Origin of the sequence: Lentzea sp. NPDC102401 (assembly GCF_044765805.1) — a bacterium.
In the GTDB taxonomy this organism is placed as follows: Bacteria; Actinomycetota; Actinomycetes; order Mycobacteriales; family Pseudonocardiaceae; genus Lentzea; species Lentzea sokolovensis.
On record NZ_JBIWKS010000015.1, the window covers coordinates 92,358 to 115,593 of the forward strand.

The window sequence follows — 23,236 nt, forward strand, 5'->3', positions numbered from 1 at the left end:
CGCCGGGTCGAACGCAATGCCGCCGCCGCACAATCCGTTCCCAACGAAAGTGGGAGGCTTCTGTGGCACCCCGTTCACGGCGGTTGCCGGCGAGAACCGGCATCCTGGTCACCGCACTCGCAGTGGCGATGAGCTCGCTCGTCTCCGCCGCGCCTTCAGCCTCCGCCGCGGATGTCCTGCTGTCCCAAGGAAAACCGGCGACCGAGTCGGCTTCCGGCGGCGCGAACTACGCACCTCGCAACGCCGTCGACGGCAACGCGGCGACGCGCTGGGCCAGCAAGTCGAACACCGATCCGGCCTGGATCCGCGTCGACCTCGGCGCGTCCGCGACCATCAGTCGCGTCCGGCTGCAGTGGGACCTCTCGTGCGCCAAGGCGTACCGGGTCGAGACCTCGGACAACGACTCCACGTGGACACCGATCCACACCACCGCCGACGGCAAGGGCGGCGTCGAGGACCTGACGGTCACCGGCCGCGGCCGTTACGTCCGCGTCTACGGCACCACGCGCTGCCGCACCGGCACGTCGTACGGCTACTCCCTGCAGGAGTTCCAGGTCTTCGGCAACACCGGCCCGGCCGACGCCGAACCGCCGAGCGCGCCCGCGAACCTCGTCGCGTCGGACGTCAAGCCCGACTCGGCGAAGCTGACCTGGGAGCCGTCGACGGACAACGTCGCCGTGACGTCGTACGAGATCTACAACCTGGGCCAGTTCGTGAAGTCCGTGCCCGGCACGTCCACCACGATGACGGACCTGAAGCCGAACACCACGTACGGCTTCTACGTCAACGCGAAGGACGCGGCCGGCAACATCTCGCAGGCCTCCAGCACCGCGGAGTTCAAGACCCCGCCCGCCCAGGACGACCCGATCCCGCCGACCGCGCCGAAGAACCTCCGTTCCCCGGCGCAGACCGCGAACTCGGTGTCACTGGCGTGGGACGCGTCGACCGACAACATCGGCGTGACGCGGTACGAGGTCTACAGCGCCGGTGCGAAGGTCGGCGACTCCACCTCGACATCGGCCACGATCGGCGGCCTCAAGGCGAACACGGACTACAGGTTCACCGTCAAGGCCTTCGACGCCGTCGGCAACGCCTCACCCGCGTCGAACGAGCTGACCGCGCGCACCAGGTCCGGCGGCGACCAGGTCGGTGCCGTCACGCAGATCGCGACCGACAACGACGTCCCCTGGGGCCTCGCGTTCCTGCCCAACGGCGACGGCGTCTACTCGCGCCGCGACGCGCAGGACATCGTGCGCATCACGCCTTCCGGCCAGAAGACCACGCTGGGCAAGGTTCCCGGCGTCTCCGGCACCAACGGCGAGGGCGGCCTGCTGGGCATCGAGCTCTCACCGACGTTCGCCGCGGACGGCCTGATCTACGTCTACCACACGGCTTCCGGCGACAACCGGATCGTGCGCGCGAAGATCGAGGGCAACACCCTGACCGGCTGGACGACGTTGCTGACCGGCATCCCGCGCAACAAGTTCCACAACGGTGGCCGCCTGCGCTTCGGCGCCGACGGCAAGCTCTACGCGGGCACCGGCGACGGCCAGAACGGCGCGAACGCCCAGAACAAGCAGAACCTGGGTGGCAAGGTCCTGCGCCTGAACCCGGACGGCTCCGCGCCGTCCGACAACCCGTTCTTCAGTGAGGGCGGCAACGCCCGCTACGTCTGGACCTACGGTCACCGCAACGTCCAGGGCCTCGCCACGGACTCGCAGGGCCGCATGTGGCAGGCGGAGCTCGGCAACTCGAACATGGACGAGGTCAACCTGCTGCAGAAGGGCGGCAACTACGGCTGGCCGTCCTGCGAGGGAACGTCGGGTTCCTGCGGCGGTTACGTGGCACCGAAGAAGACCTTCTCGGTCGGCTCGGCCTCGCCCTCGGGCCTCGCGATCGTGAACGACGTGCTGTTCCTGGCGGCGTTGCGCGGCGAGCGGCTGTACCGCATGCAGATCAGCGGCTCGTCGGTCGGCACCACGACATCGCACTTCCAGGGCACGTACGGCCGGCTCCGCACTCCCGAGCCCGCTCCGGACGGGTCGCTGTGGGTCACGACGTCCAACGGGGACAAGGACTCCACGGCAGGCAACAGCTCCACCAAGTTGCTGAAGGTGGCACTGAACTAGAACGCCTTGAGGGGCACTCCACGCGGAGTGCCCCTCATCATCAGGCGGACCGGGTCCGCCGCCGGCGCACGAAGATCGTCGTGACCACGTACGCCAGGAACACCAGCTGCGCGCCGACCACGGCCCCCGTCGCCCACACCGGAGTTCCGTCGGGAAGCGCTCCCAACGCCAGCGTCGGCCCGGCCGTGCCACCGATGGTGGCGACGGTCAGCGACATCGAGTCGGTCAGTTCGTGCAACCGGCCCGACGGTCCTCTCACGTCCACGGCTTTGTCGTCGAACTCGATGCGCAGCTGTGCCGTGTCGCCAGGCTCGTCGTTCGGCTCCGGCTCGCCCAGGTCCGGAGTCACAACACCTGTGTTCACAAGTGTCTCCCTCTACCCGGCACAACCGTTGCGCTCGCCCTGAACGCGGCGACCGGGGGACCGTGTCGCGATGTTTCGCTCCCCCCAGCGCCAAACGTCGCGTCGCGGTCCGTCCTCAGGATAACGCCGCACCGCCGGTCTTCCGCAACCGATTCGCCACATTTTCTGTGTCAAAAATGTGCAAGGATGGGCGCATGGGAACCGAGCAGGGCAAGCCGGCCGTCGTCGAGCGCGTCAACGTCGCGTTGATCGCGGACTCGGCTGCCGCGCTGGGCAAGCTCCAGGCGCGCACCGGCATGAAGAAGGTCGACATCGTCAACCGGGCCGTGCAGCTCTACGAGTTCCTGGAGGCGCAGATGCGCGAGGGCAGGGAACTCGTGGTGCGCGACGAGAACGGCATCGACCGCATCGTCAAGATCTTCTGACCGTCAACCCGTTCAGCAGCAACGAGATCAGTCGCCGCGGGTCGTAGCGCGGGTCGTCGTCGCGCCCGATGCACAGGTTCCCGATGCCGCGCATCAGCTCGTACGGCCGCACGTCGTCGCGGATCTCCCCGGCCTCGGCCGCAGCCGAGAGCAGCGACTCGCACACCGGCCCGAGCCGGTCCAGGAAGTACGCGTGCAGCGACTCGAATCCGCTGCTGTCCGACTGCAGCGCGTTCGCCAGCCCGTGCTTGGTCACCAGGAAGTCCACGAACAGGTCGATCCACGCCCGCAGGGCCGCGAACGCCGAGTCCGAAGTGGACAGCAGGGCCGGGCCCGCTTCCGCGCACGCCTCGACCTGGTGCCGGTAGACGGCCACGACGAGGTCCGCGCGAGTGGGGAAGTGGCGGTAGATCGTGCCCATGCCGACGCCGGCCTCGGCGGCGATCTCGCGGATCGGCGCGTCGACGCCGGACCTGACGAACACCTCGGCCGCGGCCGCGAGCAGGGTCTGCTCGTTGCGCACGGCGTCGGCTCGCTTGCGTGGTGGCACGCGCGCTCCCTTCGCGGACGGTTGACAAAGCGGAACAGTGCTCCGTATCGTTCCGGAACGTCGCTCCGCTTGAGTGACTGTACCCGAAGGGAACCCCCATGACCGTCTTCACGGTGAGCCCCGTCGTTCTCGACGTTCCCGGCAGGCCCGTCGACCTGCAGGTGAAGGTCTCCGCGCCGACCGAGGGCGCCGGCCTGCCGATCCTGCTGCTCTCGCACGGGCAGGGCTACTCGAACCACCTGTCCTCGCTGAACGGCTACGCCCCGCTCGCGAACCACTGGGCCGAGCAGGGCTTCGTCGTCCTGCAGCCGACCCACCTCAGCTCCCGAAGCTTGAACCTGCCCGCCACCACGCCCGGCGCGCCGATGTTCTGGCGGGAACGGGCCGAGGACATGTCGCACCTCATCGACCGGCTCGACGAGATCGAGAAGGTCGTGCCGCAGCTGCAGAACCGCTGGGACCGCAGCAAGATCGCCGTCGTCGGCCATTCGATGGGCGGACACACCGCTGGCCTGCTGCTGGGCATGAAGACCGAGGGCGTGAGTCTGCGGGACGACCGGATCAAGGCAGGCGTGCTGCTCGGCTCGATCGGCAGGGGCGACGCCGTCGCCGACCTGGTGAAGGAGAACTACCCCTTCATGCAGACCACGGACTTCAGCGAGATGACCACGCCCGCGCTCGTGGTCGCCGGCGACGCGGACGCCTCCGCGCACCTGACCACCATGGGGCCGGACTGGCACGCCGACCCGTACCACCTGGCGCCCGGCCCGAAGCACCTGCTCACGCTGTTCGGCGCGGAGCACGGGTTCGGCGGCGTCTCCGGGTACGACGTCGCCGAGACCACGGACGAGAGTCCCGAACGGGTCGCGGTCGTGCAGCAGCTCACCACGGCCTACCTGCGCGGTCAGCTGCTCGGGACCACCGACTGGCAGGACGTGGCCACCGAGCAGGGCCGGATCGAGTCCAAATAGGACTCAAAGCGCGTTGGGCTCCGGATTCGTTCCGGGGCGTGACAGGAACTCGAAGTCGCAGCCCTCGTTGGCCTGCGTGATGTGCTCGTAGTACAAAGCGCCGTACCCGCGTTCGAACTTCGGCGGCAGCGGTGTCCACGCGTCCCGGCGACGCGCCATCTCCTCGTCGGAGATCTCCACGCGCAACACCCGCGCCTCGACGTCCAGCGTCACGAGGTCGCCGTCCCGCACCAACGCCAGCGGCCCGCCGATGTGCGCCTCTGGTGCCACGTGCAGAACGCATGCGCCGTAAGAAGTTCCGCTCATCCGCGCGTCAGACACGCGCACCATGTCCCGGACACCCTCGCGCAGCAGCTTGTCCGGGATGGGCAGCATCCCGTATTCCGGCATGCCGGGCCCGCCCTTCGGGCCGCCACCGGCCAGCACGATCACCGAATCCTTCGTGACCGCCAGCGAAGCGTCATTGATCCGTGCCTGTAGATCCTGGTAGCCGTGGAAGACCACGGCGGGCCCGGTGTGCCGCCACAACGCGGGATCAGCCGCCACGTACTTGATCACAGCGCCGTCAGGAGCCAGATTGCCCCGCAGCACAGCCAGTCCGCCCTCAGGGGAGATCGGGTCGTCCAGAGCCCGGATCACGGAGGAGTCGTGCACCTCGGCGCCTTCGAGGTCCTCGCCGAACGTCCGCCCCGTCACGGTGATCCGCTTGAGGTGCAACGACTCCCGCAACCGCGACAGCAGCCCGCGCAGCCCGCCCGCGTAGTAGAAGTCCTCCATCAGGTGCTCACCGGCGGGCTGCACCGAGGCCAGCACCGGCACCTCGCGGGACAACCGGTCGAAGTCGTCCAGCGACAACGGGATCCGCGACCGCCCGGCCATCGCGATCAGGTGGATGTACGAGTTCGTCGACCCGCCCAGCGCCAGTACGGTCCGGATCGCGTCCTCGTAGGCCTCCGCCGACACCACGTCGTCGATCGTCAGCCCCTCGCGCACCATCTCGACCACCCGCATGCCCGACGCGGCCGCCATCCGGTGGTGCGCGGAGTCGACGGCCGGAATCGACGACGCCCCGGGCAGAGTCAGTCCCAACGCCTCCGCGGCAGCCGTCATCGTCGAGGCGGTGCCCATCGTCATGCACGTGCCGGGGGAGCGGGCCAGCCCGGACTGGATCTCCGCCCAGTCCGAGGACGAGATCGTGCCCGCCCGCTTCTCGTCCCAGAACCGCCACATGTCCGTGCCGGACGCGAGCTTCTCGCCCCGCCAGTTCCCGCGCAGCATCGGCCCTGCGGGCACGAACACCGTGGGCAGCCCGGCGGAAGCCGCGCCCATCAGCAACGCCGGAGTCGTCTTGTCGCAGCCGCCCATCAGCACGCAGCCGTCGACGGGGTAGGAGCGGAGGATCTCCTCGGTCTCCATCGACAGCATGTTCCGGTACATCATCGGAGTCGGCTTCTGATACGTCTCCGACAGCGTGGAGACCGGGAACTCCAACGGGTAGCCGCCCGCCTCCCACACCCCGCGCTCGACCTGCTGAGCCCGTTCACGGAAATGCATGTGGCACGGGTTGATGCCGCTCCACGTGTTCAGGATCGCGATGACCGGCTTGCCGAGGTGCTCACCCGGATTCATGCCGAGCTGCCGCATGCGGGCGTTGTGTGAGAACGCCCGCAGCCCCTCGCCCTCGAACCACGCAGCGCTCCGCAGGGTCACAGCAGACTCCACGAGTTCAGCAGCACACCCACGGCGGAACGATCAGCCTCGGACAGAACCGAAGCAGGCGGACGCACGTCCCGGCGGCACAACCCGAGCTGCGCCAACGCTTCCTTCACGACCGACACGTTGTTCGCCGACTCGGAGGCGGCCCGCATCTCCTCGAACTTCCGGATGAACTCCCAGATCTCCATCGCCGCACCGAACTCGCGAGCCTGCAGAGCCCGGAGAATCTGCACCGACAGTTGCGGCGCGACGTTCGCGAGCCCCGACGTGAACCCGGAAGCTCCGACCGCGAAGTACCCCGGCGCCGACAGCTCGGCCAGCCCGGCGACCCACGTCAGCCGCTCCAGCCCGGCGTCCCGCGCGACCGACGCGAACCGGACCGGATCCGGCACCGCGTACTTCACGCCGACGACGTTCGGGCACGCGTCCGCCAGCGCGGCGATCTGCGCGCCGCCGATCCGCGGGTTCCGCACGTAGAGGACCACGCTCAGCTCGGGCACCGAGGAGGCGATCGCCCGGTGGTAGTCGACCCACCCGTCCAGCGAGACGTACGGGTGCACCGGCTGGTGGATCATGATCCCCCGAGCGCCGGCCCGATCCGCGAACCGTGCGGCGGCGACGGCGGATGACAGGTCGTGCCCGACCCCGGCGACGATCGAGGCACGGTCCCCGACCGCGTCCACGGTGATCTGCAGCGCGCGCTCCGTCTCGGCGGAGGACAACGTGTAGAACTCGCTCGTGTTGCCGTTCGGCGTCACGACCGAGACACCGCCGTCGACCATCCGGTCCACGATCGCGGCGTAGTTCTTCTCGTCGATCGCCCCGTCCGCGTCGAACGGGGTCACGGTGATCGCCACGACGGACGCCAGTTGTTCGGTGAGGTCATCGAACGACATCGGGAAGCTCCTCGACTACTCGGGCGGCGAAGGTCTGGATGTGGCGGCGGAGCAGGTCGGCCGCGGCGTCGCCGAACCCTTCCTCGGCCGCGACGAGGATCGCGCGGTGCTCGGCGTCCTCGGCGTCCCAGGTCGGGCTGATGCCCCAGCCCGCGACGGTGATCAACGCGGCCTGGTCGCGCAGCCCGTCGAGGATCTGGACCAGCAACGGGTTGCCGCACCCGGCGTAGAGCGCGCGGTGGAAGCGGCGGTTGGCCAGACTGCGCCGGGCCAGGTCAGAGGTGTCGTCCAACGCCGATCGGGCCTCGGCGAAGCCGGCCCCCAGCGCGACGGAACGGCGCAGCGCCTCGGGTTCCATCAGCATCCGCACGTCGTAGACGGACGAGGCCATCTCGGCGTCGACCGTGCGGACCGTGGCCCCCTTGTACGGGCTCATCACGACGAGCCCTGATCCGGCGAGCGTCTTGAGCGCCTCGCGCACGGGCGTCTTCGAGACGTTGAGCGTCGCGGCGAGATCCGTTTCGACGAGCGCCTGTCCGGGCTTCAGCTTTCCATAAAGAATCGCTTCTTTGATCGATTCCAGAACGAAGTCCGTCCGGGACGCCGGAAGTGCCCCCACCCGGTCATACATCATATATGAGAGCGTAGGAGCTGCTGGAGGCCCAGGTCAACCGTCTCGTGTGGGCTGCACAACGTCCTTGTATCTGCGTTGAACCAACTTCCTCCACGGCTCGTTTTGAAGGTGTTGGTCACCGCTGTACGCGGGACTGGAGAAGGAGAAATTTGAGTGAATCGTTCCGCGTAACCGTGTCCATTGCCGCGTCCGCCAGCGCATGGCACCGAACGTCCTGGGCACCAACGAGTTGAACGAGAACGACATGCTGATGGAAGAACTGCCACCGGAGGCCACGCTCGACGGGCCTCCACCGAACGCGGACCACCTGCTCCAGCGCACGCTGGGCACAGTCCGCGAAGAGAGACATCAGGCCGTGCGCCGCCGAGGCCGCATCACGGCCCTGTCATCGACCCTCGCGGTCGCCGGAGTCCTCGCCGGGGGCGTCTGGATGGGCCAGGGCCTGGGGGTGGGGGGCACCGCCGACGCGCTCATGCAGGGGACCTCGTCGACGGGCGCGCACATGGCCGTGCGGGTCACCGACACCGAGGGTGGCCTGAAACTGGTCGCGACGGTCGACGGGATGCAGGACGGGGAAGCCTGCTGGCTGGTCGTGCACACGAAGGACGGACGAACCTTCACCGCCGGCTCGTGGAGGGCGCACGACGGTGAGGTGACCTTGGCCGGGTCCGCGATGGTGCGGGCAGGGGACGTGGCCGGGGTCAGCGTGGTGAACCACGATCGGCGGCCGCTGGTGACGGCCCAGTAGTGAAGACGCGGAGCAGGAGCAGGACTCAGGTCGCGAAGACCTGCGAGTCGTCGGCGAACGCCTTCACCTCGATGGCGTTCCCCGACGGGTCGCGGAAGAACATGGTCCACTGCTCGCCGGGCTGGTCGGCGAACCGGCGGTAGGGCGCGATCGCGAACGTCGTGCCCGCCGCCTGCAGCTTGTCCGCGAGCAGCAGGAACGCCTCGACGGTGAGCAGCACTCCGAAGTGCGGCACCGGCACGTCGTGGCCGTCGACGGCGTTGTGCGCCGCTTCGGGTCTCGGCCCCCGGACCAGGTGCGTCACGAACTGGTGGCCGAAGAGGTTCCAGTCGATCCAGCTGTCGCTCGACCGGCCTTCCGGACAGCCCAGCACGCCTCCGTAGAACGCGCGGGCCTTCTCCAGATCGGTGACGGGCACCGCGAGGTGGAAACGAGGGACGGTCTGGGTCACGTGACGACTTCCTTCCGCTCGACCCACGAATTTGACCCTCCTGTTTCGACGATGTCAACATTTGGACATGCCCCTCCCCGCTGTCCGGCCGGTCCTGCGCAAAGGTGTCGCGGGGGAGGCCGCGGACCGGATCAGAGACGCGATCCTGAGTGGTGAACTGGCCGCCGGCAGCGCGCTCAAAGAGGTCGAGCTCGCGAGTCAGCTCGGTGTCAGCCGCGGTTCGGTGCGCGAAGGGCTGGTGCTGCTCGAAGGCGAGGGCCTCGTCGTGTCCGAGTGGCATCGCGGCACGTGGGTGCGCCCGCTGGACCCGGAGGACGTCGAGGAGCTGTACACGCTGCGGACGGCGCTGGACGTTCTCGCGATGCGGACGGCGGCGGTCAAAGCCCGGAATTTCGACGCTCTCGACGCGGTTGTCGGGGCAATGGAACTTGCTCGGACGGACGCCGAACGGGTCGCGCTCGACATCGAGTTCCACGACGCCGTGTACGCGGCGACGGGCCATCGGCGACTGACGGAGGCTTGGCAGGCGATCCGCAGTCAGGTCCACCTGTTCCTGCTCGCGCGGATCGTCGGCGACCCCTCCTACCAGGGCAACGTCGTGCCGGAGCACGCCGGTCTGGTCGCTGTCCTGCGTTCCGGTGACGCCGCGAAGGCAGGGTGCGCGGCGGAGGAACACCTGCGCGGTTCCTACGCGAAACTCGTGGAGCAGCGGTGACCGGCCCAGTTGAGACAGGCCACTTCGGTTTGCCCGAACGGGTTGGCAGGCTGTGACCGTGGTCAGGAACAAACCGGTGACCCTCGCGGTCGCGGTGGTCGCGGTCCTCGTCGTCGCGGGCTCCGCGGTCCTGCTCAACGGCACGTCCAGCGGCGCGCCGTCCTCTGACCAGTACGTCAGCGAGCTCGACCAGGTGCTCACCGAACCGAAGACGCCGAACGTCGTCATCCGGTGCGGTGCGAACGAGGAACGTCACCTCAACGCCGACAACCTCGTTGTCTCACCAGGCATCCCGTTCGGCGCGCACCACACGCACGAGTACGTCGGCAACAAGTCGGCCGACGCACAGTCGACCGATGCCTCTCTCTCGGCCGCGTCCACGACGTGCGAGAAGGACGACCTCTCGACCTACTACTGGCCCGTGCTGCGCCTGACCGACGGCACCGGCCACGACGCGCACGCGGACGGCGGCGGCCTGCACGGCAACACCGGAGAGGTGCTCAGGCCGAAGAGCGTCGAGATCCGGTACGACGGCAGCCCGGTGAGCGCCGTCCTGCCGATGCCGCGGTTCCTGCGCCTGATCACCGGCGATCCGTCGGCGTTCACCCACGACTACGGCCCGGACACGCGCGCCCGGTGGGGCTGCTCGGACCAGCCGGGCCGCTACACGACGAAATATCCGTTGTGCGGCAACGCGACCACGTTGCGGAGCTACGAGTTCGGCAGCTGCTGGGACGGCAACAACACCGACAGCGCGTCGCACCGCACCCACGTGGTGTTCCCGCTGGCCGGCGGGATGTGCCCGGCCAAGACGTTCCCCATCCCGCGGCTGCACGTCACCGTGGGCTACGACATCCCGCCAGGTCACCCGTTCGCGATCGACAGCTTCGAGGAGGAGCTGCGGGACCCGGCGACCGACCACGGCATGTACATCAACGTCATGCCGGACGCGCAGATGGCGGAGCTGGTCGGCCACCTCAACCGGTCCCGCTAACATCCGGCAATTCCATTTTCTGGTTCAAATCCGTTGAACCGAAGCTCTCTGTCGCTCGTGTGTCGGCTGAGGTCTTGAACAGGACGCCCGCAAGAGGTGTTCGCGGGCGGGGAGGAGTGGGTGGATGGCGGCTTTGTTCTCCCGCAAACGGGAGACCGCGGCCGACGAGGCACTGATCCGATCGCTCTACGAGGAGCACGGTCGGGCGCTGCTGGCGTACGCGACGCGGTTGACCGGCGATCGGGCGGCTGCCGAGGACGTGGTCCAGGAGACCCTGGTCCGAGCGTGGCGCCATCCCGACGCCCTCGTGAACGGCAAGGGATCGGTGCGCGGCTGGTTGCTGACGGTGGCGCGCAACATCGTCACCGACAGGGTGCGTGCGAAGGCGGCGCGCCCTCAGGAGGTGGCGGAGTCCCCGACGACGCCACCGATCGAACGCGATCACGCTGACCAGGTCGTCGACTCGGTGGTGGTGCTCGAAGCGCTCGACAGGCTGTCCTCCGACCACCGCGACGTGCTGATGGAGATCTACTTCCGCGGCCGGAGTGTGACGGAGGCGGCGCAGGCGCTCGGGGTGCCACCGGGAACGGTGAAATCCAGATCGTATTACGCGTTGCGAGCCTTGAGGGAGACCTTCGGAGGTCAGAAGGTCGCACTGAAGGGGGTGGCCGGATGACCACGCAGCACGACCCGCAACTGCTCGGTGCCTACGTTCTCGGAGCACTGGACGAGCAGGAGGTGCGGGAGATGGACGAGCACCTGGCGTCCTGCCCCGAATGCGCGCGGGAACTCGGAGAGCTCCGCGACATGGAGGCCTTCCTCGGCGAGGTGCCGCCGGAGGCCATGCTGGACGGGCCGCCCGAGGGCGGCGATCTGTTGTTGCAGCGCACCTTGCGCCAGGTGCGTTCGGAACGAGGTGGCGTCGCACGGCGTCGTCAGTTCACGCTTGGTGCCGCGGCGGCCGTAGTGGCCGCGTTGGTGCTGGGCGCCGGAGTCTTCGTCGGTAAGGCCACTTCACCCGAAGTGAACTCGGCCCTTCCCACACCGACGGTGGCACCGGACCCGGCGGGCACCAGGCTCGCCACGTTCACGGACCCGGTGACGAAGGCGTCGATGACGGTGAAGGTCGTCCCCGCCGCCGGATGGGTCCGCACGAACATGGCGATCAACGGCATTCCCGAAGGCGAGAAGTGCCGGATCTTCGTTGTCTCGAAGGACGGCAGCCGCCAGGAGGCAGGCTCCTGGGTGGTGTCCAAGAAGGGCGCCGCCGAGGGCACGAACCTGGACGGTTCCGCGCTGGTCGACCCCAAGGACGTGCAGTCCGTGGTGGTCGAGAACTTCGCGGGCAAGAAGTACGTCGAGGTGCCGGTTCAGGCGTGACCGAGGGGACGAGGGGCCGCTTCCGCAGTCAGGAGGCGGCCCCTTTTCTCACGGCTTGAGCACCACTTTCCCGGCCGTGGCACGAGATTCCAGCGCTTCGTGCGCTTTCGGGGCGTCCTTGAGCGCGAACGGCGGGTTGACCAGCGGCACGAACCGGCCGCTCGCCAGCCCCGCCAGCGACTCGTCCTCCAGCACCCGCAGCCCGCGCCGCATCAGGCCGGGCCCCAGCGCGACGGTCGCGGTGAGGCTGTTCGCGAACAACGCCTCCGTGCTGATCGGGGTCATGCTCCCGGACGCCCAGCCGTAGATGACGTGCCGCCCACCCGGTCCGAGCGTCTTCAACGCCAGCGCGCCCGCCTCGCCGCCGACACCGTCCAGCACCACGGTCATGTCCTTGAGACCGTCCGCCCAGCCGGGCTGGGTGTAGTCGATGGCGGCGTCCGCGCCGTTGTCCATGACGAGGTCGAGCTTCTCGGTGCTCGCGAGGCCGATGACCTGCGCGCCGACGTTGCGCGCCTCCTGCACGAACAACGCGCCCATGCCGCCGGCCGCCGACGTCACCAGCACGACGTCGTCCTTCGTGAGCTTCGCCGAGTCGAGCACCGCGACCACCGTGCGGCCGGTGCCGATCATGGCGACCGCCGCCTCGAACGACACGTCGTCGGGCAGCGCGTGCAGGGCGCTCACGCCGGCCACCGCGAGTTCGGCGTAGCCGCCGTTCGCCTGGCCGAGGTGCGCGACGACCCGGCGGCCGAGCCAGTCGCTGGAGACGTCGTCGCCGAGAGCGGTGACGACGCCGGCGACCTCACGTCCGGGCGTCATCGGGAAGCCGACCGGGCCGAAGCCGCCCTTGCGGATCGTGGTGTCGACGAGGTGGACGCCGGCGGCGGCCACGGTGACGCGGACCTGGCCCGCGGTGGGCTCCGGGTCGGGAACCTCCTCGAACCTGAGGTTCTCAGCCGGGCCGAACTCGTACTGACGAATCGCGAACATGCCTCTGACGCTACGAACTCCACCTAACTGGAGGTCAACAGGACGGGGGACGGCGTACCGGTAACCCTTTCGGGTGTTGATCTTCGGCAGGCGCCTGGGAGCGGGTGATGATCATGTCGTGACGCTGGGACCGGAGTCGGTGACGTGGCGGCTCGGCTGGTACACCCGGTTCGAGCTGGTGGTGCTGGGCCGTGCCGTGCTGATGCAGGTCGCGCATCCGGTGATCGCGGCCGCGGTGCGCGACGGTTACCGCGCCGACCCGTTCGCCCGGCTGACGAGGACCATCACCTCGTCCCAGCTGCGGTTGTTCGGTGGCGAGCAGGCCGCGGGAGAGGCGGACCGGCTGGTGCGGTCGCACGCGTTGATCCCCGGCGCGGACGAGGAGCTGTTCCGCTGGGTGCACGCCACCAGCTTCGACTCGCTGCTCACGGCGTACCGGTTGCTGCGGCCCAGGATGCCCGCGATCCACGAGGAGCGGCTGTACCGGGAGTGGCGGGAGACCGGGGAGACGCTCGGCATCAGGACGATGCCGGGCGATCTCACCGCGTTGCGCGCCTACCTCGACGACGTGGTCGCCACCCAGCTGGCGTGCACCGACGGGGTGCAGGGCCTGTTGGAGGCCTTCGAGCTGCGGTCCGGGAAAGCGCCCGGCACCGAACATCTGCCGAGCGCTCTCTGGCCGTTGGTGCGGCCGGTCGCGGCGCGGGTGCTGCCGGACTTCGCGGTCGGCACGCTGCCGGAGGCGGTGCGGGACAAGCTCGGTCTGGAGTGGACGGACCGGGACGAGCGCAGGTTGCGCCGGTGGATCCGGATGATCCGGCTCGTGTCCGCGTTCGTCCCGGCCAGCATGTTGCACTACCCGATGCCGTACAAGGCAATGCTCAGTGCGCGATCATCACGTGCTTGACGCGCGTGTAGTCCTCCAGGCCGTGCATCGACAGGTCCTTGCCGTAGCCCGAGGCGCCGAAACCGCCGTGGGGCATCTCGGACGCGACGAGGCCGTGCGTGTTGACCCAGACGATGCCGAAGTCGAGCCGTGCCGTCAGTGCCGCCACCCGGCCGGTGTCGCGGGTCCAGATCGAGGACGCGAGTCCCTGCGGAACCCCGTTGGCCAAGGAGATCGCCTCGTCGTCGTCCGCGAACGACTGCACGGTGATCAGCGGGGCGAACGCCTCTTCCTGGACCAGCTCGTCGTCCTGCGTGAGGCCCGAGACCACGGTGGGTTCCAGGAAGAACCCCGCGGAGCCGTGCCGCTTTCCTCCACAGTGGACGGTGGCGGTGGAACGGGACAACAGGCCGAGCACGCGGTCCAGCTGGGCCTGGCTGTTCAACGGACCGAAGTCGGTGCCGGGAACCTGGGCCGAGGCCGCCTTCACCAGCGCCGCGACGAACTCGTCGTGCACGGCCGAGTGCACCAGCACGCGTGACGCGGCCGTGCAGTCCTGGCCCGCGTTGTAGAACGCGGCGCCGACGACGCCCTCCGCGGCAGTCGCCACGTCCACGTCGTCGAACACCAGGACCGGCGCGTTGCCACCGAGTTCGAGGTGCGTGCGCTTCACCGTCGCGGCGGCGCTGCGGGCCACCTCGATTCCGGCGCGAGTGGAGCCGGTCAGCGACACCATGGCGGGCACGGGGTGTTCGACCAGCGACCGGCCGGTGTCGCGGTCGCCCAGCACGACGTTGAACACGCCCGCCGGCAGCACCTGCGCGGCCAGCGACGCGAGCAGCACGGTGGACGACGGCGTGGTGTCGGCGGGCTTGAGCACCACCGTGTTGCCCGCGGCCAGGGCAGGGGCGATCTTCCAGACGGCCATCATCAGCGGGTAGTTCCACGGCGTGATCTGCGCGATCACCCCGACCGCCTCACGCCGCTGGTAGGAGGTGTGGCCGGGGACGTACTCGCCCGCCGCGGCGGTGCCCAGAGCACGGGCGGCACCGGCGAAGAACCGGATCTGGTCCGCGCACTGCGGGATCTCCTCGTCCAGCAGCACCGAACGGACCTTGCCCGTCTCCCGGACCTCCGCATCGGCGACCACCTCGGCGTTGGCCTCGAGGAGGTCGGCGAGCTTCAACAGCGCGTGCTGACGTTCGCCGGGCGTCGTGCGCGACCACACGGGGAACGCGTCGGCGGCGGCCTGGACGGCGGCGTCGACCTCGGCGCCACGGGAGACGACCGCGCGGCCGAACTCCTCACCGGTGGCGGGATCGATGAGCGGTGAGGTGTCTTGTGCGGCTGACCCCGTTGCGGAGATCTGGGTGCCGTTGACGAAGTTCGCGACGATCACAGGTGCTCCAGATGCGTGGGGGCGAACATGCGCAACACCGCGGGCAGCACGACCACGTGCGGGCCGTCCGCGGCGAATGCCTTGGCGAGATCCTCGCGCAGCGATTCGGGCGTGCTGCGGGTGGCGGGCACCCCGAACGCCTCGGCGAGCGCCACGAAGTCCGGGCGGCTCAGTTCGGTGGCGGTGGCCTGACCGAACGCGTCGGTCATGTACTCGCGCAGGATGCCGTAGCCGCCGTCGTCGACGATCAGCCACACGACCCGCGACCCGTGCTGCGCGGCCGTGGCGAGCTCCGAGATCCCGTACATCGCGCCGCCGTCACCGGACACCGCGAGCACCGGCCCGTCGAGGGCCGCGGCGACTCCGAGCGCGGCGGGGAAGCCGTAACCGAGCCCGCCGGCGCCCTGGGCGGAGAACTGCGCGCCACCACGGGGATCCCACGCCGACCAGGCCCAGTAGGCCAGGATCGTCATGTCCCAGCATGTCGGCGTGCCGTCCGGAACGGCCGCCCGCAGTGCCGCGAGAACCTGCCACTCCAGGTCGAGTTCCTGCTGTGTGAACCGTTGCCGCACGCCCGCGAGCAGCGCCATCACCCGTCCCTCGGCGACGTCGTCGGCAGCGCGGGCCGTCACGCCGGAAGTCAACGCGCGCAAGGCATGGCGGGCGTCGGCGTGGATGCCCAGGGCGGGGTAGTTCGACTCCAGCTTGCCGAGGTCGGCCTCGATCTGGATCATCGCGCCGCGCGGCCGGAACGCCCGGTAGTTGCTCGACAGCTCACCCAGCCCCGACCCCACGACGAGCAGCACGTCCGCGTCGGCCAGGAACTCCGTGGTGTGCCAGTCCTCCAGCCACGACCGCGCGGAAAGCGGGTGCTCCCAGGGGAAGTTGCCCTTGCCGCCGAACGTCGTCACGACCGGCGCCCGCAGCTTCTCCGCCAGCTCCAGCAGCTCGTCACGTGCGTGCAGAGCGCCTCCACCGGCGAGGATCACCGGCCGGGCCGCGCCGTCCAGCAACCGCACGGCCTCCTCGACCAGTTCCGCACGCGGGTGCAGTTCGCGCGGCGACCAGGACACCGACGTCACGGGCGGCACGGAAGCGGGCCCGAGCAGCACGTCCTGCGGGATCTCCACCCACACCGGCCCGAACGGCGCGGTCAGCGCGATCTCCCACGCCTCGGCCAGCGCCGACGGGATCTGCGACGCGTGCCGGACGACCCGAGCGTGCTTGACCACGTCCCGGAACGACGCCAGCTGATCGGTCAGCTCGTGCAGGTACCCGCCGCGCACGCCACCGAGTCCGGCGGAGGGGATCTGCGACGAGATGCCCAGCACCGGAGCCGAGCCCGCGGCCGATTCCTGAAGCCCGGCAAGGGTTTGCAGCGCGCCGGGCCCGGTCGACACCAGTAGCGGCGTCACCGAGCCGGTGATCCGCGCGTGCCCGTCGGCGGCGAAGGCGGCGTTGACCTCGGTCCGCGAACCGACGTACCGCAGCTCCGACCGCCGCAGCGCGTCGAAGAGCCCGAGCGCGTGCTGACCGGGAATGCCGAACACGGTGTGCGCGCCAAGCGCCTCCAGCGTCTCGACGACGACATCGCCACCGTTGCGCGTCACGCGCCCTCCTTCAGTGCCAGCAAGCTCACCAGGTCGTAGGCCACGTGCGAGGCTGCCACAGAAGTGATGTCCGCGTGGTCGTAGGCCGGAGCCACCTCCACCACATCGGCGCCCACCAGGTTGAGACCCCGCAGCCCGCGCACGATCTCCAGCAGCTCGCGCGAGGTCATCCCGCCGGCTTCGGGCGTCCCGGTGCCGGGAGCGTGTGCCGGATCCAGCACGTCGATGTCGATCGACACGTACAGCGGCCGGGCACCGATCCGCTGCCGCAACGCGTCCACGGTCTCGTCGACGCCCCGCCGCATCACGTCCGACGACGTCACGATGCCGAACCCGAGCCGCCGGTCGTCCTCCAGGTCCTTCTTGCCGTACAACGGTCCTCGAGTGCCGACGTGCGAGATCGCCTCGGTGTCGAGGATGCCGTCCTCGACCGCGCGCCGGAACGGCGTCCCGTGCGTGTACGGCTCACCGAAGTAGGTGTCCCACGTGTCGAGGTGCGCGTCGAAGTGCAGCAACGCCACCGGCCCGTGAATCCTCGACACCGCCCGCAGCAACGGCAGCGCGATCGTGTGGTCACCGCCGATGGTGACCAAGCGAGTGCCGTCGGCCTGCAGATCGGTGGCGGCGCCCTCGATCGTCTCGATGGCCTCGCCGATGTGGAACGGGTTGACCGCGATGTCGCCGGCGTCCACGACCTGCAGGCGTTCGAACGGCGACACGTCCAGGCCGGGGTTGTACGGGCGCAACAGCCGGGACGCCTCCCGCACGGCCGAGGGCGCGAACCGCGCGCCGGGCCGGTACGAGACGCCGGTGTCGAACGGGACCCCCACCACCGCGACGTCCGCGTGCGCCACCTGGTCGAGGCGCGGCAGCCGGGCGAAGGTCGCCGGGCCCGCGTACCGCGGGATCTTCGAGGAGTCGACGGGGCCGATCACGCGTTCACCAGTTCCTCTTCCGTGGCGTCACCGGCCACCCGGCGGTCCCAGTTCGCGAGCACCTCGGGTGAGGTGGGCGGCGTGGCCAGGCTGACCACGACGTACGTCACGAAGGACGCGCCGAGGCTGTAGTAGATGGCTTCGTTGGCGTACACGTCCACGAACACCATGAACCCGATGGCCGTCAGCGATCCGACCGCCATCGACACCATCGCGCCGAGCCGGGTGCCGCGCTTCCACACCAGACCGCCGATGATCGCGACCAGCAGTCCGCCGACGAGGATGTTGTAGGCGACCGTCAACGCGGCCACGACGTCGTTCAAAGCCACGGCGATGGCGATCGCCACGACACCGATCACGAGCGTGAACATCCGGTTGTTGTGGACGTCCGAGTCGGTCTTCCGCCGCCAGATGTCGTTGGAAGCGACGGTGGCGCAGGCGATGAGGGCACCGGACGACGTGGACATCATCGCGGCCAGCGCCGCGGCGAGCACGAGTCCGCGCACGCCGGTCGGCAGCAGGTTCTCCACGATCGTCGCGAACGCCTCGTCCTTGTTCGCGATGTCCGGGTACAGCGCCTTGCCCGCGAGGCCGATCAGCGCGCCCGCGACCGCGTAGACCAGGCAGTAGAGGCCGGAGGTGATGCCGCCCCAGGTCGCGACCTTCGGGGACTTGGCGGTGAACACGCGCTGCCAGATGTCCTGGCCGATCAGCAGGCCGAACACGTAGATCAGCAGGTAGGTGACGATCGTGCTGACGCCGATGTTGCCGACCTCGAACATCGCCGGGTCGTTCAGCCGAGCCTGGATCCCGTCGAACCCGCCCGCGGTGGCGAGGCTGATCGGCAGCAGCAGGAACAGGATGCCGACCGTCTTCACGACGAACTGCACGATGTCGGTCAGCGTGATCGACCACATGCCGCCGAGAACGCTGTACAGCACCACGACGGCGCCACCGATGATCACGCCGAGGGACTTGGGCAGTCCGAAGAGGACGTTGAAGATGGTGGAGTACGCGATCGTCGACGTGACGGTGAGCATCAGCGTGTAGGCCGCCATCACCAGGCCGGAAATCATGCTGGAGTTGCCGCCGTACCGAAGATCGAGCATCTGCGAGACGGTGTAGACCTTCAGCTTGACGATCCGGCGTGCGAAGAGTGCGCTCAGCAGCAGGATGCCGAGGCCGATGGCGAACACCATCCAGGCGCCGGAGACGCCGAACTTGTAGCCGAGCCCGACACCGCCGATGGTCGACGCGCCGCCGAGCACGACGGCCGACATGGTGCCGGAGTACATCGTGAAGCCGAGCCTGCGTCCGGCGACCAGGTACTCGCTCTTGCTGGTGGCACGGCGCATGCCCCACCAGCCCATGCCGATCATGCCGAGCACGTAGGCGGCGATCACCGCGTAGTCGAGAGCCACTGTCGGACCTCCTTGGGTTGCAGGTCACAGTAGGAACGCGCGCTGGCGCCGGTAAGTGGTCGTTGTGCACAATCGGCGGACCATGGTTGTGCAAACCGTCCCACTGCGGGATCTCGTCGCGCGAGTCGATCTCGGTCTGACCGTCCTGTGTGGAGCCGACGCGCTGGACCGGCCGATCCGCTGGGCGCACGTGTCCGAACTGGAGGACCCGACGCCGTACCTGGTCGGCGAGGAGCTGCTGCTCACGGCCGGCGTGCGGTTCCCGTCCGACGTGCCCTCCTACGTCGCCGGGCTGGTCGCGTCGGGTGTCTCCGCGATCGGGTTCGGGGTCGAGCCGGAGTTCCCGACGGTGCCGTCGTCGCTGGTGGAGGCCTGTGCGGCGCAGGGGATGCCGCTGCTGGAGGTGCCGCCGTCGACGCCGTTCCTCGCGGTCTCGCAGGCACTCGGGGCGTTGCTCGCGGAGATCGCCGTGCGGGAGCAGCGGATGCTCGCGGACAGTCAGCGCGCCCTGACCCGTGCCGCGACCCGCGTCCGTCCGGTCGAGTCGGTGCTGACCACGCTGGCCGTGGTGCTGAACTGCCGGGCCGATCTCGTGGATCCCGCGTTCGCGCCCGACGACGTCGCTTCTCTCGTCGGGCGGGTCGCGTCGGGCCGGGGCCCCCGTTCGGCCTCGACCCAGGTGGGTGAGGACCACGTCACGCTGGACCCGGTCGAGTCCGCGGTGCTCGTGGTGCGCCGGTCGGCCCCGCTGTCGCCGGCCGAACGGGCCGTCGTCGCGGTCGCGCTGGCGTTGCTCGGGCTGCTGCGCCGCGACCTGGAGAGCGAACGCGGCCAGATCGCCCGGCTCGCGGCCTCCGCACTGCTGCGCTCGCGGGTGGCCGGGATGGAGAAGGTGCTGGGACCCGCCCCCTACCGGGTGGTGGCGGGGGAGTCGAAGGCGGACTACGACGTGCTGGCGCAGCGGTACGGACCGCTGGTGTCGAAAGAGGAGGGTGGCGGGTTCCTCGCGTTGCTGGGTGTGGGTACCGAGGTGTCGGGGCCGGTGGGGGTGTCGCCGGTCGCCGATTCCCCCTCCGCGGACGGGTTCGCCTCCGTGCCCCGGTCCGAGGTGGACCGCGCGGCGGCTGAGGCCCTCGCCCTGCTGGCCCGCGCCAAAGCCACCGGCGAACCCGCCTTTCCGGCGTCCGATCTGTCCTCTCTGGTGGACCCGGTCGCGGCACGGGAGTTCGCCCGCCGCGAGCTCGCAGGACTGCTCGGACGGCCCGAACTGATCGACACGCTGAGGGCCTGGCTCGGTCAGCACGGCAGCTGGGACCGGGCCGCGGGGGTGCTCGGCGTGCACCGCAACAGCGTCCGGCACCGGATCTCCCACGTCGAACGGCTGCTCGGCCGTGATCTTGGAACGGCCGACGCGCGGGCCTCGCTGTGGCTCGCGCTGACGTGGCTCGATTAATTGCTTTGCGGCGGGTGCGCGTTCTCGGTCATCATTGTTCCATGATCCGAGCAGATGAATGGGCCGGAGCGCCCTCCAAGCTGTGACCTGCTAGTTCCTTTTCTTCTATTTCTGCGAGCATTTTTGTGTCAATGCTCGTTCCTGGCGTGTTCGTCTAGTGGTCAGGACGTCGGATTCTCAATCCGGAAACACGGGTTCGATCCCCGTACGCGCTACGTGGCCCGGTCTCAGTGGGGTGGACCGGGCCCTCCCGCAGAGGTGTCCATGTCAGACGGACCCAAAGAATCTTCGAAAACTTCGCCCGAATGGTCTAGGCGCCAGTTACGCTCTGCGAATGGCTGCGGTCCCCGCCTTCGCACGCTACGAGGTCGACGTACGTCGGCCGAACGCCGCGCGGATCCACGACTTCTATCTCGGTGGCGCGCACAACTACGCCGCCGACCGCGCGTTCGCCAAGCAGGCAGTCCGGATCGACCCGGAGTTGCCACTCGTGACCCGAGCGCAGCGGTCGTTCCTGCGTCACGCCGTCCGCCACTGCTGGGCGGCGGGCGTGCGTCAGTTCCTTGACCTCGGCTCGGGCATACCGACGTGCGGTGCCACGCACCAGACGCTGCCCGACGCGCGCGTGGTCTACGTGGACTCCGATCCGGTCACGGTCGCGTTCTCCCGTGGACTGTTGCGCGGCGAACCGCGGGCGTGCGCCGTGGAAGCGGACCTGCGCCGTCCCGATCAGGTGCTGCGGCATCCGGGCGTGCTGTCGCATTTCGACCTGCGCGAGCCGTACGCGGTGCTGATGGTCGACGTCCTGCGGTACGTCGACGACGTCACCGGACCTGGCCGCGTCGTGCGCCGCTATCGGCACGCGCTCCCGGCCGGCGGGTTCCTCGTGGTGTCGCATCCGACGCCGGTCGAGCAGCTGATGGAGGGGCTGTCGATCGAGGCGCCGGCCGTGGTGCCGGGCGCGTACGCGGGAATCGGGCGCAAGGGACACCGCTGACGCCGAACGTTTGGTCCCTGTGAGGTCGGGGTAGTCCGCCAGGCAACAAGACACGGAGCCTGGAGGGCGAAATGACCCACCGCATCAAGGTCGCCGGTCTGCAGCCGGTGCAGCTGCTGGCCGGACTGGCCGGCATCGCGTTCATCGTGTTCGGCATCGTGGGTTTCACTCGCACAGGGGTCGGCGACTGGGCTGCCAGCTCGTTCGTGCTCGGGTTCTCGGTGAACCCGTTGCACAACACGGTGATGGTGGCCGTTGGCGTGCTGGGCCTGCTGATGGCTCTCGGTTCGGGTCTCTCGCGGCTGTACGGCTGGCTGCTGTTCGCCGGCTTCGCCGCGCTCTTCGTGTGGGACCTGATGATCACCGGGATCCTCGCCCAGAACCCGGCCGAGCAGTACGGCAACCCGCTGGCGGTCAACACGAACGACAACTGGTTGCACCTCGGCCTCGCCGTCTTCGGCCTGCTGCTCGCGGTGATGCCCGCGCGCCGCAAGCTCGTCGAGGACCACGACGAGGAGCCGGTCGTGCCCGAGCCGCGCTCGGAGGCGTTCCGCGACGAGCGGGACGGCTCGCCGCGCGTCGAGCAGATGGACCCGACCGTCAGCACCGGACCGACCGCGCCCATCACCGAGCCGCTTCCGACCGGTTCGGCCCGCGCCGCCCGCAACGAGCCGATCACCCAGGAGCAGGCGGTGGTCGACCCCAAGACCGAGCGGGTGAGCAAGGACAAGATCAAGCACTGATTCCCGGACGAACCCCCGGTCCGGCGCAGACGCGCCGTGCGAGCCCACATACGGCTCACACGGCGCGTCTGTTTCTATGTCGCGATGCCTTCCGAGTTGCTGACGCACGAAGTGCTGATCACGTGGGGAACCGCGCTCGCCGCGTTCCTGGCCGTTGCCGTGCACGGGATCTGGCGGCTCACCCGCAACGTCATCACCATCGCGCACGAGGGCGGGCACGCGTTGCTGGCCGTGCTGACCGGGCGGCGGCTGAGCGGGATCAAGCTGCACTCCGACACGTCCGGCCTCACCGTGTCGCGGGGGAAGCCGCGTGGGCCGGGGATGGTGCTGACGGCGCTGGCCGGGTACATCGCGCCGTCGCTGCTCGGGTTCGGCGCGGCCGTGTTGATCACCAACGAGCAGATCCAGCTGATGTTGTGGATCAGCATCGGGTTCCTGGCGGCCATGCTGATCATGATCCGGAACGTGTTCGGGGTCTTGTCGATCATCGTCACCGGTGGGGTGTTCTTCTTCGTCTCGTTCTACGCGTCTGTCGAGGTTCGGGACGCCGCTGCTTATGTGTTCGCCTGGTTCCTGCTGCTGGGCGGGGTCCGGCCGGTGTGGGAGTTGCAGGTCAAGCGGTGGCGGAGGCAGGCTCCCCGTTCGGACGCCGACCAGCTGGCCTGGCTGACCGGGGTGCCCGCGCTGGGATGGGTGACGGTGTTCGGGGTGGTCAGCGCGGCCGCCCTCGTGGGTGGCGGGGCCTTGTTGCTCGGGCGGTGGTGACGCGGCCCTCGGCGGGCGCTGTCACAACCGGTTTGGCGCGGGTGAAATACTTGTGTGACCA

24 protein-coding genes and 1 tRNA gene are annotated in these 23,236 nt (G+C 69.2%); 14 read left to right on the top strand and 11 right to left on the bottom strand.

Annotated features, from left to right (window positions below):
* The first annotated feature begins 62 nt into the window (after positions 1-62).
* Complete coding sequence (locus ACIRG5_RS39350) at positions 63-2,129, top strand: PQQ-dependent sugar dehydrogenase (protein ID WP_402914788.1); 2,067 nt, start codon at positions 63-65, stop codon at positions 2,127-2,129.
* A gap of 40 nt (positions 2,130-2,169) precedes the next feature.
* Here the strand turns inward: ACIRG5_RS39350 and ACIRG5_RS39355 are convergent, their stop codons facing one another.
* Positions 2,170-2,493: a hypothetical protein gene (locus tag ACIRG5_RS39355; RefSeq protein ID WP_402914791.1), complete on the bottom strand. Its 324-nt coding sequence runs from the start codon at positions 2,491-2,493 to the stop codon at positions 2,170-2,172.
* Positions 2,494-2,687: 194 nt separating this feature from the next.
* Between ACIRG5_RS39355 and ACIRG5_RS39360 the strand changes: the two genes are divergently transcribed.
* On the top strand, positions 2,688-2,918 hold the full coding sequence (locus tag ACIRG5_RS39360; protein ID WP_402914794.1) for a hypothetical protein: 231 nt from the start codon (positions 2,688-2,690) through the stop codon (positions 2,916-2,918).
* Here the strand turns inward: ACIRG5_RS39360 and ACIRG5_RS39365 are convergent.
* Complete coding sequence (locus tag ACIRG5_RS39365) at positions 2,905-3,468, bottom strand: TetR/AcrR family transcriptional regulator (protein WP_402914797.1); 564 nt, start codon at positions 3,466-3,468, stop codon at positions 2,905-2,907. The genes ACIRG5_RS39360 and ACIRG5_RS39365 overlap by 14 nt on opposite strands.
* Positions 3,469-3,566: 98 nt before the next feature.
* Between ACIRG5_RS39365 and ACIRG5_RS39370 the strand changes: the two genes are divergently transcribed.
* Positions 3,567-4,439 (top strand): alpha/beta hydrolase family protein, encoded by an 873-nt coding sequence (locus ACIRG5_RS39370; RefSeq protein WP_402914799.1) that lies wholly within the window; start codon positions 3,567-3,569, stop codon positions 4,437-4,439.
* Positions 4,440-4,442: 3 nt separating this feature from the next.
* Here ACIRG5_RS39370 and araD read toward each other — a convergent pair whose 3' ends face one another.
* Genes araD through ACIRG5_RS39385 form a run of 3 tightly spaced genes read right to left on the bottom strand, consistent with a single transcriptional unit; the run spans position 4,443 to position 7,685 of the window.
* On the bottom strand, positions 4,443-6,149 hold the full coding sequence (gene araD, locus ACIRG5_RS39375; RefSeq protein WP_402914802.1) for an L-arabinonate dehydratase: 1,707 nt from the start codon (positions 6,147-6,149) through the stop codon (positions 4,443-4,445).
* On the bottom strand, positions 6,146-7,051 hold the full coding sequence (locus ACIRG5_RS39380; RefSeq protein ID WP_402914805.1) for a dihydrodipicolinate synthase family protein: 906 nt from the start codon (positions 7,049-7,051) through the stop codon (positions 6,146-6,148). The genes araD and ACIRG5_RS39380 overlap by 4 nt, the downstream gene beginning before the upstream one ends.
* Positions 7,038-7,685: a GntR family transcriptional regulator gene (locus tag ACIRG5_RS39385; RefSeq protein WP_402914807.1), complete on the bottom strand. Its 648-nt coding sequence runs from the start codon at positions 7,683-7,685 to the stop codon at positions 7,038-7,040. The genes ACIRG5_RS39380 and ACIRG5_RS39385 overlap by 14 nt, the downstream gene beginning before the upstream one ends.
* 199 nt (positions 7,686-7,884) lie before the next feature.
* Between ACIRG5_RS39385 and ACIRG5_RS39390 the strand changes: the two genes are divergently transcribed.
* Complete coding sequence (locus ACIRG5_RS39390) at positions 7,885-8,433, top strand: hypothetical protein (RefSeq protein ID WP_402914810.1); 549 nt, start codon at positions 7,885-7,887, stop codon at positions 8,431-8,433.
* Positions 8,434-8,458: 25 nt separating this feature from the next.
* Here the strand turns inward: ACIRG5_RS39390 and ACIRG5_RS39395 are convergent, their stop codons facing one another.
* On the bottom strand, positions 8,459-8,884 hold the full coding sequence (locus ACIRG5_RS39395; protein WP_402914813.1) for a VOC family protein: 426 nt from the start codon (positions 8,882-8,884) through the stop codon (positions 8,459-8,461).
* A gap of 67 nt (positions 8,885-8,951) precedes the next feature.
* On the opposite strand from ACIRG5_RS39395, the gene ACIRG5_RS39400 reads away from it, so the two are divergent.
* From ACIRG5_RS39400 to ACIRG5_RS39415, 4 genes are all read left to right on the top strand, one after another.
* Complete coding sequence (locus ACIRG5_RS39400) at positions 8,952-9,599, top strand: GntR family transcriptional regulator (RefSeq protein ID WP_402914816.1); 648 nt, start codon at positions 8,952-8,954, stop codon at positions 9,597-9,599.
* A gap of 58 nt (positions 9,600-9,657) precedes the next feature.
* Positions 9,658-10,593 carry a DUF1996 domain-containing protein gene (locus ACIRG5_RS39405; protein WP_402914819.1) on the top strand — a complete coding sequence of 312 codons (936 nt, stop codon included), beginning with the start codon at positions 9,658-9,660 and terminating at the stop codon, positions 10,591-10,593.
* 124 nt (positions 10,594-10,717) lie between these two features.
* On the top strand, positions 10,718-11,269 hold the full coding sequence (locus tag ACIRG5_RS39410) for a sigma-70 family RNA polymerase sigma factor (RefSeq protein WP_319978795.1): 552 nt from the start codon (positions 10,718-10,720) through the stop codon (positions 11,267-11,269).
* Positions 11,266-11,973 (top strand): zf-HC2 domain-containing protein, encoded by a 708-nt coding sequence (locus ACIRG5_RS39415; RefSeq protein WP_319978796.1) that lies wholly within the window; start codon positions 11,266-11,268, stop codon positions 11,971-11,973. Before ACIRG5_RS39410 ends, ACIRG5_RS39415 begins: the two co-directional genes overlap by 4 nt.
* 48 nt (positions 11,974-12,021) lie before the next feature.
* Here ACIRG5_RS39415 and ACIRG5_RS39420 read toward each other — a convergent pair whose 3' ends face one another.
* Positions 12,022-12,966 carry a zinc-binding dehydrogenase gene (locus ACIRG5_RS39420; RefSeq protein WP_402914822.1) on the bottom strand — a complete coding sequence of 315 codons (945 nt, stop codon included), beginning with the start codon at positions 12,964-12,966 and terminating at the stop codon, positions 12,022-12,024.
* Positions 12,967-13,084: 118 nt separating this feature from the next.
* Here ACIRG5_RS39420 and ACIRG5_RS39425 point away from each other — a divergent pair, with 118 nt between their 5' ends.
* Positions 13,085-13,873: an oxygenase MpaB family protein gene (locus ACIRG5_RS39425; protein WP_402914823.1), complete on the top strand. Its 789-nt coding sequence runs from the start codon at positions 13,085-13,087 to the stop codon at positions 13,871-13,873.
* Here the strand turns inward: ACIRG5_RS39425 and ACIRG5_RS39430 are convergent.
* The 4 genes from ACIRG5_RS39430 to ACIRG5_RS39445 are packed head-to-tail and all read right to left on the bottom strand — an operon-like array spanning position 13,848 to position 19,217.
* The gene (locus tag ACIRG5_RS39430) at positions 13,848-15,248 is read right to left on the bottom strand and encodes an aminobutyraldehyde dehydrogenase (protein ID WP_402915151.1); all 1,401 of its coding nucleotides are present in this window, start codon (positions 15,246-15,248) and stop codon (positions 13,848-13,850) included. The genes ACIRG5_RS39425 and ACIRG5_RS39430 overlap by 26 nt on opposite strands.
* Positions 15,248-16,861 (bottom strand): thiamine pyrophosphate-binding protein, encoded by a 1,614-nt coding sequence (locus tag ACIRG5_RS39435; RefSeq protein ID WP_402914826.1) that lies wholly within the window; start codon positions 16,859-16,861, stop codon positions 15,248-15,250. The genes ACIRG5_RS39430 and ACIRG5_RS39435 overlap by 1 nt, the downstream gene beginning before the upstream one ends.
* The gene (speB, locus tag ACIRG5_RS39440; protein ID WP_402914829.1) at positions 16,858-17,796 is read right to left on the bottom strand and encodes an agmatinase; all 939 of its coding nucleotides are present in this window, start codon (positions 17,794-17,796) and stop codon (positions 16,858-16,860) included. The genes ACIRG5_RS39435 and speB overlap by 4 nt, the downstream gene beginning before the upstream one ends.
* Entirely contained in the window at positions 17,793-19,217 is a 1,425-nt protein-coding gene (locus tag ACIRG5_RS39445) for a sodium:solute symporter (RefSeq protein WP_402914831.1), read from the bottom strand. Before ACIRG5_RS39445 ends, speB begins: the two co-directional genes overlap by 4 nt.
* 82 nt (positions 19,218-19,299) lie before the next feature.
* Here ACIRG5_RS39445 and ACIRG5_RS39450 point away from each other — a divergent pair, with 82 nt between their 5' ends.
* From ACIRG5_RS39450 to ACIRG5_RS39470, 5 genes are all read left to right on the top strand, one after another.
* Complete coding sequence (locus ACIRG5_RS39450) at positions 19,300-20,670, top strand: PucR family transcriptional regulator (protein ID WP_402914834.1); 1,371 nt, start codon at positions 19,300-19,302, stop codon at positions 20,668-20,670.
* 143 nt (positions 20,671-20,813) lie between these two features.
* Positions 20,814-20,885: transfer RNA gene (locus ACIRG5_RS39455), tRNA-Glu, on the top strand.
* Positions 20,886-21,004: 119 nt separating this feature from the next.
* The gene (locus ACIRG5_RS39460; RefSeq protein WP_330273702.1) at positions 21,005-21,667 is read left to right on the top strand and encodes an SAM-dependent methyltransferase; all 663 of its coding nucleotides are present in this window, start codon (positions 21,005-21,007) and stop codon (positions 21,665-21,667) included.
* A 71-nt stretch (positions 21,668-21,738) separates the two neighbouring features.
* Positions 21,739-22,410, top strand: coding sequence for a DUF4383 domain-containing protein (locus ACIRG5_RS39465; RefSeq protein ID WP_402914837.1), 672 nt, complete (start codon positions 21,739-21,741; stop codon positions 22,408-22,410).
* 84 nt (positions 22,411-22,494) lie between these two features.
* Positions 22,495-23,175: a M50 family metallopeptidase gene (locus ACIRG5_RS39470; protein ID WP_330273704.1), complete on the top strand. Its 681-nt coding sequence runs from the start codon at positions 22,495-22,497 to the stop codon at positions 23,173-23,175.
* Positions 23,176-23,236 lie beyond the last annotated feature (61 nt).

What these genes read in the sequence shown, in the direction of transcription:
- ACIRG5_RS39360 (WP_402914794.1), top strand. Translation starts at nt 2,688, where the DNA reads ATGGGAACCGAGCAGGGCAAGCCGGCCGTCGTCGAGCGCGTCAACGTC.
- ACIRG5_RS39370 (WP_402914799.1), top strand. Translation starts at nt 3,567, where the DNA reads ATGACCGTCTTCACGGTGAGCCCCGTCGTTCTCGACGTTCCCGGCAGG.
- ACIRG5_RS39380 (WP_402914805.1), bottom strand. Translation starts at nt 7,051, where the DNA reads ATGTCGTTCGATGACCTCACCGAACAACTGGCGTCCGTCGTGGCGATC.
- ACIRG5_RS39385 (WP_402914807.1), bottom strand. Translation starts at nt 7,685, where the DNA reads ATGATGTATGACCGGGTGGGGGCACTTCCGGCGTCCCGGACGGACTTC.
- ACIRG5_RS39390 (WP_402914810.1), top strand. Translation starts at nt 7,885, where the DNA reads ATGGCACCGAACGTCCTGGGCACCAACGAGTTGAACGAGAACGACATG.
- ACIRG5_RS39400 (WP_402914816.1), top strand. Translation starts at nt 8,952, where the DNA reads ATGCCCCTCCCCGCTGTCCGGCCGGTCCTGCGCAAAGGTGTCGCGGGG.
- ACIRG5_RS39410 (WP_319978795.1), top strand. Translation starts at nt 10,718, where the DNA reads ATGGCGGCTTTGTTCTCCCGCAAACGGGAGACCGCGGCCGACGAGGCA.
- ACIRG5_RS39415 (WP_319978796.1), top strand. Translation starts at nt 11,266, where the DNA reads ATGACCACGCAGCACGACCCGCAACTGCTCGGTGCCTACGTTCTCGGA.
- ACIRG5_RS39420 (WP_402914822.1), bottom strand. Translation starts at nt 12,966, where the DNA reads ATGTTCGCGATTCGTCAGTACGAGTTCGGCCCGGCTGAGAACCTCAGG.
- ACIRG5_RS39450 (WP_402914834.1), top strand. Translation starts at nt 19,300, where the DNA reads ATGGTTGTGCAAACCGTCCCACTGCGGGATCTCGTCGCGCGAGTCGAT.
- ACIRG5_RS39460 (WP_330273702.1), top strand. Translation starts at nt 21,005, where the DNA reads ATGGCTGCGGTCCCCGCCTTCGCACGCTACGAGGTCGACGTACGTCGG.
- ACIRG5_RS39465 (WP_402914837.1), top strand. Translation starts at nt 21,739, where the DNA reads ATGACCCACCGCATCAAGGTCGCCGGTCTGCAGCCGGTGCAGCTGCTG.
- ACIRG5_RS39470 (WP_330273704.1), top strand. Translation starts at nt 22,495, where the DNA reads ATGCCTTCCGAGTTGCTGACGCACGAAGTGCTGATCACGTGGGGAACC.